The organism is Symbiopectobacterium purcellii, assembly GCF_019797845.1.
Classification (GTDB): Bacteria; Pseudomonadota; Gammaproteobacteria; order Enterobacterales; family Enterobacteriaceae; genus Symbiopectobacterium; species Symbiopectobacterium purcellii.
Window position 1 is genome coordinate 3,285,682 of sequence record NZ_CP081864.1, and the last position, 12,247, is coordinate 3,297,928.

General features: G+C 55.3%; 8 protein-coding genes. 1 reads left to right on the forward strand and 7 read right to left on the reverse strand.

Going from position 1 to position 12,247, the window contains the following annotated elements:
* Positions 1-83: 83 nt before the first annotated feature.
* From glrR to purL, 4 genes are all read right to left on the reverse strand, one after another.
* Positions 84-1,421, reverse strand: coding sequence for a two-component system response regulator GlrR (gene glrR / locus K6K13_RS15415; protein WP_222157783.1), 1,338 nt, complete (start codon positions 1,419-1,421; stop codon positions 84-86).
* 14 nt (positions 1,422-1,435) lie between these two features.
* Positions 1,436-2,143 carry a two-component system QseEF-associated lipoprotein QseG gene (gene qseG / locus K6K13_RS15420; RefSeq protein ID WP_222157784.1) on the reverse strand — a complete coding sequence of 236 codons (708 nt, stop codon included), beginning with the start codon at positions 2,141-2,143 and terminating at the stop codon, positions 1,436-1,438.
* 3 nt (positions 2,144-2,146) lie between these two features.
* A complete protein-coding gene (locus K6K13_RS15425; protein ID WP_222157785.1) occupies positions 2,147-3,583 on the reverse strand; it encodes a sensor histidine kinase in 1,437 nt (478 codons plus the stop codon).
* A 663-nt stretch (positions 3,584-4,246) separates the two neighbouring features.
* Complete coding sequence (purL, locus tag K6K13_RS15430; protein WP_222161125.1) at positions 4,247-8,131, reverse strand: phosphoribosylformylglycinamidine synthase; 3,885 nt, start codon at positions 8,129-8,131, stop codon at positions 4,247-4,249.
* Positions 8,132-8,349: 218 nt separating this feature from the next.
* Between purL and mltF the strand changes: the two genes are divergently transcribed.
* Complete coding sequence (mltF, locus tag K6K13_RS15435) at positions 8,350-9,876, forward strand: membrane-bound lytic murein transglycosylase MltF (RefSeq protein ID WP_222157786.1); 1,527 nt, start codon at positions 8,350-8,352, stop codon at positions 9,874-9,876.
* Between the two features lie 4 nt (positions 9,877-9,880).
* Here mltF and tadA read toward each other — a convergent pair whose 3' ends face one another.
* The 3 genes from tadA to murQ form a co-directional block, all read right to left on the reverse strand.
* Positions 9,881-10,399, reverse strand: a complete 519-nt coding sequence (gene tadA / locus K6K13_RS15440) for a tRNA adenosine(34) deaminase TadA (protein ID WP_222157787.1) — start codon at positions 10,397-10,399, stop codon at positions 9,881-9,883.
* Between the two features lie 93 nt (positions 10,400-10,492).
* Positions 10,493-11,131, reverse strand: a complete 639-nt coding sequence (yfhb, locus tag K6K13_RS15445) for a phosphatidylglycerophosphatase C (RefSeq protein ID WP_222157788.1) — start codon at positions 11,129-11,131, stop codon at positions 10,493-10,495.
* Between the two features lie 75 nt (positions 11,132-11,206).
* On the reverse strand, positions 11,207-12,100 hold the full coding sequence (gene murQ, locus K6K13_RS15450; protein ID WP_222157789.1) for an N-acetylmuramic acid 6-phosphate etherase: 894 nt from the start codon (positions 12,098-12,100) through the stop codon (positions 11,207-11,209).
* Between the last annotated feature and the right edge of the window lie 147 nt (positions 12,101-12,247).

Below are 12,247 nucleotides of genomic sequence, written 5' to 3' on the forward strand. Positions count from 1 at the left end.
GTTTCTCTTCGACCGCAGTCGGGCATCAGTAACAAACTTTCAGTGAAACGGTAACGCCAGGTGCAGCAACGTAAAACGCGTTGTCACTCTTTAAAATCGTTGGCATCCAACGCATGACGTCCAAGCAATTTATAGAATTCGGTGCGGTTACGCCCCGCCATTCTGGCCGCCTGCGTCACGTTGCCTTTAGCAATTTGCAGCAGCTTGCGTAAATAGTTCAGCTCAAACTGGTGACGCGCCTCCACAAAGGTCGGCAACGCAGTATTCTCGCCTTCCAGCGCCTGTTCTACCAGCGCATCGTTAATCACCGGCGCGCTGGTCAACGCCACGCAGCGCTCAATCACATTCACCAGTTGACGCACATTACCGGGCCAACTCGCCGTCATCAAGCGTTTCATTGCATCGCTGGAAAAACTGCGAACGAACGGCTTATGGCGATTGGCCGCGTCACGCAGCAGATGATTGGCCAGCAGCGGAATATCTTCGGCCCGTTCATGCAACGCGGGCAATTTCATGGTCACTACGTTTAAACGGTAGTAGAGATCTTCACGAAATTCGCCTTTTTCCATCGCGACCGGCAAATCGCGGTGCGTGGCGGAGAGAATGCGCACATTGATGTCAATATCCCGGTTGCTGCCCAAGGGACGCACCTTACGTTCCTGCAATACACGCAGCAGCTTGACCTGTAATGACAGCGGCATATCGCCGATTTCGTCAAGGAACAGCGTGCCCCCTTCCGCCGCCTGAAACAACCCCTCGCGACTGCTGACCGCACCGGTAAACGCACCTTTGGCATGACCGAACAGTTCAGACTCCAGCAACGGTTCTGGCAGTGCACCGCAGTTAATAGCGATAAACGCGTTTTTTGCACGTGGGCTGGCGCTGTGGATTGCCCGCGCCAGTACCTCTTTCCCGGTGCCACTCTGCCCGTGAATCAGCACGCTGACGTCAGATTGGGCCACCAGTTTAGCTTGTTCCAGCAGACGCAGCATCACCGGACTGCGCGTCACGATGGTTTCTCGCCAGTGGGATTCTCCGGCTGGGGCGCTGAGCGCCAGCGCATCATCGATCGCTTTATAGAGCGCGTCGCGATCCACCGGTTTGGTCAAAAAGCCAAACACCCCTTGCTGCGTCGCGGCCACGGCGTCGGGAATCGAGCCGTGGGCGGTAAGAATAATTACTGGCAACCCTGGCTGCTGCTTCTGTATTTCAGAAAACAGCGCCAAACCATCCATTTCATCCATGCGCAAATCGCTGATGACCAAATCAATACTGTCGCGAGCCAGCACGCGCAGCGCTTCAGCACCGCTTTCAGCCGTCACGACATGAAACCCTTCGCTGGTCAAACGCATACCCAGCAGTTTTAACAAGCTGGGATCGTCATCGACCAGCAGCAAATCAGCCGTTTTTCGAATTGTCATGGGCGCGTAGGCTCCTATTTTGACGCCGCAGGCGCAGCGTGGCGTTCCGCCGCGCCAGACTCATGCGAAGCCGCAGGCTCCGGAAGTTCACCGCTCATCGGCTTGCGCGTGGAAAGCTGGCGCTCAATATCCGTCAGGTTTTCCAGTTTGCGCGTCGTTACATCCAGTTGATATTGCAAATTGCTCTGTTGAACCCGCATCGCTTCGAGCTGTTTGTCATTGGCCTCCTGCAAACGCTGAGTGCGTATGCGTTCATCCGTCAGCGCCAGCCAGAACGTTTGCTTGTCCTGCCAGGTTTGCAACAGCGGGCGCAGTGCTGCGGGAAAGTCAGTGTGAAGCCCATGCAGCCGCTCGAGCGCCTGACGCCGTTCCGCCGGGGTGATTTTGACTTGATCGAGTAAAATGCTCTGCTTGAAGGCCTGATCCCAGGTGGCGCTCCCCAGCGTTTGTGCTGCCTCACGCGCCTGTTGCGGGGTTAATCGTTCAGCACAGTCCATGGCGCGCAACCAATAAAGGGCGTTATTCACCGCGTCACGATCGTCAATGCGCCACAGGCTATCGCACTGCATCAGACGGTAGTCGCTCACTTGTTCTCTCGGCGTGACATTTTCAACATCACGTATCGCAATACGGTGATGGGTGGTGTCAACACAGCCTGCGAGCAGCGCCAGGAGCGCCAACACCGAACCGCGAACCCTGCCGTCAGAGCACCTTGCTTTCATTTGTTATTCATTCTCAGCGGTTAAGGGCAATTCAATACGAAAACAGACGTCAGCATAATCCACCGGAATCAGACTCAGTTCCCCCCGCATGCGACGAATACAATCGCGAGCTATGCTCAGTCCAAGACCGCTGCCTTTCACCGCGCCTTTACGCTGGTGGCTTCCCTGATAAAAGGGCTCAAAAATCATGCCTTGTTCTGCTTCAGGGATCGGCGCGCCATCGTTGGCAACGTCAATCTGAACCCGGTGTCCGTGCTGGCGACTCCGAATCCAAATGTTACCGGATTCCTTGCCATAGTGCACCGCATTGGAATAGAGATTATCAATAACGCGCATCAGCAGTGTGGTCTCGGCCCAGCACTGGGTAACATCAAGCCGCGTTTCGGTGTGGATCGCCTTGGTGCGCGCCGGCAGGCTGTGCGAAGACATCACTATATCCACCACTTCATCAATGTCGACAGGCTCCATCTCCGTTGGGGTATCCGCCAGCTTGCGGTTGTAATCCAGCAACTGGTCGATAAGTTCCAGCAGGTGCCGACTGCTGTTATCCAAAATCGCCACCACATCTTTTTGATCCGGCGTCAACGGCCCAACAACTTCGTCGGCCAACAGTGAGGTGCCTTCACGCAGGCTCGCCAACGGGGTTTTCAGTTCATGGGAGATATGACGCAGAAATTCGTGCCGCTGCGATTCCAGCCAGGAGAGTCGTTCACTCAGCCAGATAATGCGCTGCGCCAGCGTGCGAATCTCTCTTGGCCCCTTGAAGGTGCTGGTATTGCCGAGCGATCGCCCTTCTCCCAGGCGTTTGATCATGCGCTCCACGCCGTTAACCGGTCCGATAATCATACGGGTAAACAGCACCACTAACAGCAAACTGACCATAAACAGTACCAGCGACTGCCAACCGAAAAACTTGCCGCGCTCGACGATGCCCTGTTGCAATTGCTGCCCGCGAGAAAACACCACTTCACGCGTCATTTGCAACAGTTGCGCATTGACCTGCGCAAACTGAGTCAGTTGTTCCTGCGCCGCGTTGCTCGGCGTGCTATTGGCACAATCAAGCGTCGCCAGCGCGGCAAGGTGTTGGCTTAGCTGTTGGTAAGTACGCGGATCGGGCAGGACATTTCTGTGCGCTTCCAGCATCTGCGCATATTGCTTATGTTGGCTTTGGTAGAGAGTGGCCAGCGTGCTGTCATCCAGCACGCAGTATTGGCGATAACTGCGCTCCATCGCCAGTGCGGTGCCACTCATGGCCTCACTGCGGCGCGCGTCTACCAGCATGGATTTGTTAATGTCCGCCGCTTGTTCGCTCAGCGTGTCCAGGCTGTCATACGCCTGATAGGCCAGCACCAGCAGCGGCAGGAGCACCAGCAGGAACGCCATAATCACTAATTGGCGCAGAGAGCGCGGAAACAGACGCCAGCGTTTCAAGGAAATCATCTCGTTATTTATTCATCCGTCATGATGCTAACGAAGTGGCACAAAAGCGCAATGTTTTTCCCTTGGCAAGCAGGGTAATGAAGTGAATCAAGAGGTGAAGCGCAGAGAGTCAGTCGCTGCCCGGTTACATCTCTGCTAACCGGGCAACTGAATAGGCGGTGCCTCACTCAACGTGTCGCCCGATGTTTGATAAAGCTGCATGGCAGACTATTATCGGTGGAGTGGACGATAGGCACCCTTTCTTGTGGCGTCATTCGGTGTGTTATGAGCGCAAAGCGATATTATCAACAGCGCAATCATAACGAGGTGAATGAGCAACGCGGGATATTACGCACTATTCATGCCAGTTCGCAATATCGATTTTAACTAACTGATAAATAATAACTTAAATTTACATCAATCAGGTAAAAGGGGGAAAGGCCCCTTTATTAACATCATAGTACGCCGCCGATCGCTAAAACCTGTCGTCAAAAAAAGACGCCTTATATCACAAATAACATTTAACCAATAAAATCAAATGATTATATATCTCCAAACAGAGACATCAATAAAGCCAATTGTCGCTGTATCGCGACAAATCTCAATATTGCAGCAAAAAACGGCTCCGCGCCCAATAAAAAAAGGGGCGCATCGCCCCTTTTATAGTCAATACCCGACTAGCCCTTAACCCAGTTGGCGGCGCGCGTTGCGGAACATGCGCATCCATGGGCTGTCTTCACCCCAGGTTTCCGGGTGCCAGGAGTTGCTCACGGTACGGAAAACACGCTCCGGGTGTGGCATCATCACTGTAGCGCGGCCACTGGCACTGGTGACTGCCGTGATCCCGTTCGGAGAACCGTTCGGGTTTGCCGGATAGTTCTCGGTTACCTGCCCAAAGTTGTTCACGAAGCGCAGTGCGACCAGATGCTCATGTTCAAGCGCCGATAAATGGGCGGCATCACGCACTTCAACGTGCCCTTCACCGTGAGAAACCGCGATTGGCATGCGAGATCCCACCATGTCATTCATAAACAATGATGGGCTTTTAGTGACTTCAACCAGACTGAAGCGCGCTTCAAAGCGATCAGACAGGTTGCGCACAAAGCGCGGCCAGTGATCTGCACCTGGGATCAGTTCGCGCAGATTGGACATCATCTGGCAACCGTTACACACGCCGAGCGCCAGCGTTTGCGGACGTTGGAAGAAGGCAGCAAATTCATCGCGCACCCGCGGATTGAACAGAATGGATTTCGCCCAACCCTCGCCTGCGCCCAGTACATCGCCGTAAGAGAAGCCACCGCAAGCGACCAGCGCCTGGATGTCTTGCAGATTGCGACGGCCTGCCAATAAATCACTCATGTGCACATCGATGGCGTCAAAACCGGCACGATGGAACGCGGCTGCCATTTCAACGTGAGAGTTCACGCCCTGTTCACGCAACACCGCCACTTTAGGACGAACCCCTTTGGCAATAAAAGGTGCAGCAATATCCTGCGCAGGATCGAATGTCAGTGAGACATTCAAGCCCGGATCGCTCTCATCCTGTTTAGCAGCATGTTCCTGATCGGCACAGTGCGGGTTGTCACGCAGGCGCTGCATCTGCCAGGTGGTTTCCGCCCACCAGGTGCGCAGCGTGGTGCGACTCTCCTGATACACCACATCGTTGCCATGCGTGATAACAAAGCGGTTACCCTGAGCGGCATGGCCCAAACGGTGAACAATGTCGGCCAAACCGTGCTCGGCCAGTACCTGTTCAACGTGCGCCAGACGATCGGTGGACACTTGAATCACTGCACCCAGCTCTTCGGTAAACAGTGAGGCCAGCGGATCGTTACCCAATGCCGCGATATCAACCTCGATGCCACAGTGACCGGTAAACGCCATTTCGGCCAGCGTCACTACCAGACCACCGTCAGAACGGTCGTGATAGGCCAGCAACGCATCATCCGCCACCAGCGTTTGGATAGCGTTAAAGAAGCCAGCCAACTGTTGCGGGTTGCGCACATCGGCTGTATGGCGGCCTAACTGACGGTAGACCTGTGCCAGCGCTGTCGCACCCAGCGTATGGTGCCCGGCACCCAGATCGATAAGCAGCAGCACATTGTCCCGATCGGCGCGCAACTGCGGCGTGACGGTTTTACGCACATCTTCCACGCGGGCGAATGCGGTGATCACCAGTGAAAGCGGAGAGGTGACGCTGCGCTCCTGATCGCCGTCTTGCCAGCGGGTTTTCATCGACATAGAGTCTTTACCCACCGGAATGGTCAACCCCAACGCAGGGCAGAGTTCTTCGCCGATGGCTTTTACCGCTTCATAAAGTCCAGCATCTTCACCGGGGTGCCCTGCTGCTGACATCCAGTTTGCGGAGAGTTTCACGCGCGTTAACGCGCCAATCTGGGTCGCGGCAATGTTGGTTAACGCTTCCCCCACCGCCAGACGGGCGGAGGCACCAAAGTTACGCAACGCCACAGGCGCACGTTCGCCAATCGACATCGCTTCACCGTGGTAGCTGTCGAGGCTTGCGGTGGTGACAGCACAGTTTGCTACCGGAATTTGCCACGGTCCGACCATCTGATCGCGTGCCACCATACCGGTCACAGAACGGTCACCAATAGTGATCAGGAAGGTTTTCTCTGCCACGACCGGCAGGTGCATCACGCGCTCTACTGCTTCGGCCAGGAAGATCCCCTCGCGGTTCAGCAAGGTGCCTACGCTCGCCAGACGTTTAACATCGCGCAGCATTTTCGGCGTTTTGCCCAGCAGCACGTCGAGCGGCAGATCGATCGGCTGATTATTGAAGTGGCGATCGTTCAGGGTTAAATGTTGCTCTTCCGTCGCTTCACCAATGACTGCATAAGGCGCGCGCTCACGGTGGCACAGCGCATCAAACAGCGCCAGTTTTTCCGGCGCAACCGCCAGCACATAGCGCTCTTGCGATTCGTTACACCACACTTCCAGCGGGCTCATACCCGGTTCATCGTTGAGAATATCGCGCAGCTCAAAGCGTCCACCGCGTCCACCATCACTCACCAGTTCCGGCATGGCGTTAGACAAACCGCCCGCGCCCACGTCGTGGATAAACAGAATCGGGTTCTCTTCACCCAGTTGCCAGCAGCGATCGATCACTTCCTGACAACGGCGTTCCATTTCCGGGTTATCGCGCTGCACAGAGGCGAAATCCAAATCGGCATCCGATTGGCCGGAGGCCATAGAGGAGGCTGCACCGCCGCCCAGGCCGATGTTCATGGAGGGACCACCCAGCACAATCAGCTTGGCGCCTACCGTGATCTCACCTTTTTTCACGTGATCGGCACGGATGTTACCAATACCGCCCGCCAGCATCACTGGCTTGTGATAACCACGCAGTTCGCTGCCGTTATGGCTGTCAACCTGCTCTTCATAAGTGCGGAAGTAACCGGTCAGCGCAGGGCGACCGAATTCGTTGTTAAAGGCCGCACCGCCCAACGGGCCATCAAGCATGATGTCCAACGCGCTGACGATACGATCCGGCTTACCGAAATCTTCTTCCCACGGCTGTTCGAAGTGAGGAATACGCAGGTTGGAGACCGAGAACCCGACCAGACCCGCTTTGGGTTTGGCACCGCGCCCCGTTGCCCCTTCATCGCGAATTTCACCGCCGGAACCGGTCGCCGCACCCGGCCAGGGAGAAATGGCCGTCGGGTGGTTGTGGGTTTCTACTTTCATCAGAATATGTGTCGGTTCCTGATGGTAGTCATAATGCCCTTGCGGATCGGCAAAGAAACGTCCTGCCTCGGAACCTTCCATCACTGCCGCGTTATCTTTATACGCAGACAACACGTGTTCCGGCGTGTGCTCAAAGGTGTTCTTGATCATTTTGAACAGCGACTTGGGCTGCGTTTCACCATCAATCACCCAGTCGGCGTTAAAAATTTTATGGCGGCAGTGCTCAGAGTTAGCCTGGGCAAACATATAGAGTTCAATGTCGGTCGGGTTGCGCCCCAAACGGGTAAAGGCATCCAACAGGTAGTCGATTTCATCTTCCGCCAGCGCCAATCCCAGACGCACGTTGGCCTGTTCCAACGCCTTACGCCCCTCGAGCAGAGCGTCTACCCGTTTTAACGGAGCAGGCTGATGCTGGGCAAACAGCTGTTCTGCCTGCGCCATTTCCGTGAACACGGTTTCCATCATACGGTCATGCAGCAGAGCGCCCAATTGCTGCCACTGTTCATCGCTCAGCGTCGGTGCATGAATATAGAAGGCCAATCCGCGCTCCAGGCGAATGACTTTATCCAGTCCGCAGTTGCGCGCAATATCGGTAGCTTTGGAAGACCAGGGAGAAATGGTGCCAGGGCGCGGTGTGACCAACAGTAAGCGCCCACTAGGCTCATGCTCCGCGAGAGAGGGGCCATATTTTAACAGTCGTGTCAGTTTGACCTGCTCATCGCTGTTCAGTGGTGCACGCACGGCGGCAAAGTGAACGTACTCCGCATAGATGTCACTAATTGGCAAAAAGTGCTCTTTGCAACGCGTCAGCAACTTATTTACACGGAAGGCCGATAGGGCAGGTGAACCACGCAGTATTTCCATCATCTAAAAAATCTCTCGTCTTCGATGTACTGAGTTTCAGTACGTCAGTGGGCGCTACTTTGTCGCGCAGCCAAGGGGGGGGGAAACGCGCGTCATTATAGAGAATTGTGACGCCCGACGAAACCGTTTGCGCAGAGTTTGTTGCACATCTTATTTTTGTCATGGTCAAACTTTAACCTGATGGATAACTGTTGCACACTGGCGGTTTGTTAAGCAAAATGCCCCCACTCTGGGAGAGTGTAGACAAAAAAACTGCCGTTACAGACAGAAAGGCCACACGGCCACCGAGAGATAACTATTTGAAGCGTTTAACATTAAATTATTTTTTCATCGGGGTTATTACGTTACTGCTGATGTTGGCGCTCTGGCCCAACATCCCCTGGCACAGCGGCCAGGATACCCAGCTCAATCAGATCCTTTCTCGGGGCGAGCTGCGTATCAGCACGCTCAATTCGCCGCTAACCTATACCGTCAGTAACGGAACCCCCTCAGGACTTGATTATGAACTGGCTAAACGGTTCGCCGATTACCTTGGCGTGAAGCTGGTGGTGTCGGCACGTCCAAATCTTGACGCCTTGTTCGATGATTTAGACAACGACAATGCCGATCTGCTTGCTGCCGGCCTGATTTACAACCATGAGCGATTGGATCGCTTTCGCGCGGGACCAACGTATTATTCCGTTTCGCAACAACTGGTTTACCGTATGGGTGCCACGCGCCCTAAAAACCTGGAAAAACTGAGCGGTCGGTTAGCGGTCACATCGGGCTCAGCCCATATCGCCACGTTGCGCGATTTGAAAAGTAATAAATATCCGGCGTTAAGCTGGGAAGCCGCCTCGGACCTCAGCACACAGGATTTGCTCAAACAGGTGGCACAGGGGGCGCTGGATTACACGCTGGCGGATTCCGTCACCATCGGTTTGATGCAGCGCATTCACCCGCAGCTTTCCGTGGCGTTCGATCTGAGCGATGAAGAGCCGGTCACCTGGTATATGCGCCGCACCCAGGACGACAGTCTATACGCCGCTTTGTTGGATTTTTTCAGTCAAACCGTGGAAGACGGTACGCTGGCGCGCCTGGAAGAGAAATACCTCGGTCATGTGGGCGAATTTGATTATGTCGATACCCGCACCTTCCTGAGCGCCATCGACAACACCTTGCCCGACTTACAACCCCTGTTTGCCAAATATGCCAGCGACATTGACTGGAAATTGCTGGCAGCCATCTCTTATCAAGAATCGCACTGGAACCCGTTGGCGACCTCGCCGACTGGCGTGCGCGGGTTGATGATGCTGACGCGTAACACCGCAGAGAGCCTTAATGTGACCGACAGGCTCGATCCGGAACAGAGCATTAGCGGTGGCGCACGCTATCTGGCGCACATGATGGAAAAAATGCCGGAAAGCATCCCCGAGGATGAGAAGATTTGGTTTGCACTGGCCTCTTACAATATGGGCTATGCCCATCTGCTGGATGCGCGCAAACTGACGGAAAAACAAAAGGGTAATCCCGATAGCTGGGCGGATGTGAAGGTCCGTCTGCCGATGCTCAGCCAGAAACGCTATTATGCCCAGACGACGTACGGCTATGCACGCGGCCACGAAGCCTATAACTACGTTGAAAATATCCGCCGCTACATGCTAAGCCTGGAAGGGTATCTGACCGAAAAAGCCAATAAAACCCAGCAGCAGGAACTGTTAGCGAGCGCTTACCCTGCCGTACCGCCAGAAAAACTCGGAAAATAAGCTGTCAGGCTGCGCCGTTAGTCTTTTCCTGAGCACGTCGCGCTTTATGCTGCGCGCGGCGAATACGGAAAAAATCGCTGAGGGTGTGGGCACATTCGGCAGCCAATACGCCAGATGTGATCGATATCTGATGATTCATGCCGGGATGCCGCAGGATGTCGACCAACGACCCTGCTGCCCCGGTTTTTTCATCGTTGGCGCCATACACCAGTCGACCGATACGGCTGTGCACCATAGCGCCAGCGCACATGACACAAGGCTCAAGCGTCACATAGAGCGTCGCATTGATTAAGCGGTAGTTCTGCAAGACTTTCCCCCCCTGACGCAACGCCATGATTTCGGCGTGTGCCGTCGGATCGTGATGGCCGATGGGGCGATTCCAGCCCTCACCAATCACCTGATTATCCAGAACCAGCACCGCACCGACGGGCACCTCCCCCTCCTCCTGCGCCCGTTGGGCCAGTGTCAGGGCATGACGCATCCAATATTCATCAGGCCGATGGCCATCAAGGGTGTCATTCATGGTGCCTCCCGGGTATTCATCGCGCTTTTTTGGTCGCGCGCATTATACAGGGTGTGAAGAAAAAGCAGAGTGCTTATTGCCTCCCCGACACCGTTACTCTAACTGTTGCAGCGTGCCTGCACGCGTTACGCGCCAGCGGTGTTCGCAAAAAAACAGCAGAGGATTATCTTGCTTGCTGTCGCTGTAGCCGCTGTGCAATTGCAGTGGCGCACCGAGCTGTTTTTCCATCTGCACCACCTTCTCACGACCCAGACAGCGCAGCGGCAATACCCAGCCGCCATAACCGCGAACCATCTGGCTGCCCATCAGTTTGACGCCGGGGAAAAACGCGGCGTCATGGTAAACCTGCTCGACCAAACGCTGCGGCGAGCCGGTTACCAGCCACACCTGTGCATCGGAAGCGGCGAGATACTCCGTCAAGCGCTGCACCACCACAGGAAATGGCGTCACCCAACGACGAAAACGGACCACAAACGCCTGCTCCAGCGCCCGTAAATGCGCCTCACGGCGACCAAAGGTGATGGCCCAAAGCAGAGCGCTCATTGGCCAGCGCGCGGCCCTGCCGCGTGCCAGCAATACCAGCCCTGCCACCGGTAGCACCGGAATCACCAGCAGTAAATTCAACGGCAGGCGCGTTAACAGGTAGCGCAAAAAACAGCCAAACATGTCCTGGCGATGCAGCGTGCCGTCCAAATCAAAAAACACGATACGTGTCGGTGATTGTTCACCCAAACTGTTTTCCTCTTGCCAAGGTAATCGCCACGTTAAGGGAAAGCATGGGCACACACGGTGCCTATTTCCGTCTTGCTAAGATAACAGCGCATCGCGTAGATAACCGTGGTGCGTTTCCAACCGCTGCTCGGCCTCTGCTGCGCTGATACCGCTGAGGATCATCAGTATAGCGGGTTTGGCCGCATAGCTGGTTGCTTGTAACGCTCTCTGTGCCTCGTCACGTGCGGCCCCGGTGGCTTCCATCACGATGCGACAGGCCCGGTCTACCAGTTTTTCATTGGTGGCTTTTACATCAACCATCAGGTTTTGGTACACCTTCCCCAGCTTAACCATCACGCCCGTGGAGAGCATGTTAAGCACCAGCTTTTGTGCCGTACCTGATTTCAGACGCGTCGAACCGGTCAACGCCTCCGGCCCCACCACGGGTGAAATCGCCACCTCTGCCAGCGCTGCAATCGGGGATGAGGGGTTGCAAGAGATAGCGACCGTGCCACAGCCTTGACGACGAGCATAATTCAACGCGCCAATCACATAAGGCGTGCGGCCCGACGCCGCCAGCCCCACTATGGTGTCCTGTGGCGTGAGCGACAGCGCAGCCAGATCGGCCTCGCCGAGAGAAGGATCGTCCTCTGCCCCTTCGACAGCCTTCAACAGTGCACCGGGCCCACCGGCTATCAACCCGATAACCAGTCCGTGAGGCACACCAAAGGTCGGTGGACATTCAGACGCATCAAGTACCCCTAAGCGCCCACTGGTGCCCGCCCCGAGATAGATCAATCGCCCACCCGCTTTCATTCTGGCAGCCGCCATATCCACCGCGCGCGCAATCTCCGGCAGCACCAGACTTATCGCCTCGGGCACGTTACGGTCTTCCTGATTGAACAGCGTCACCATCGCAAGCGTTGTTTGACTGTCCAGTTCCATCGTTGCCGGATTACGGGTTTCTGATACCAAGGTGGCTAAATTCATTTTTTCTCCCTGACACACGGTGTGCGCTGCTGACCCAGCTTGCTACTATACCCTAAAAAATTCGCGTTGCCGGAAGGCGGTGAAGGAGTGATTCACGTGACAATGCTGCGACATGCAGCGTGACGGGTATAATTACTTTTGGCTGCC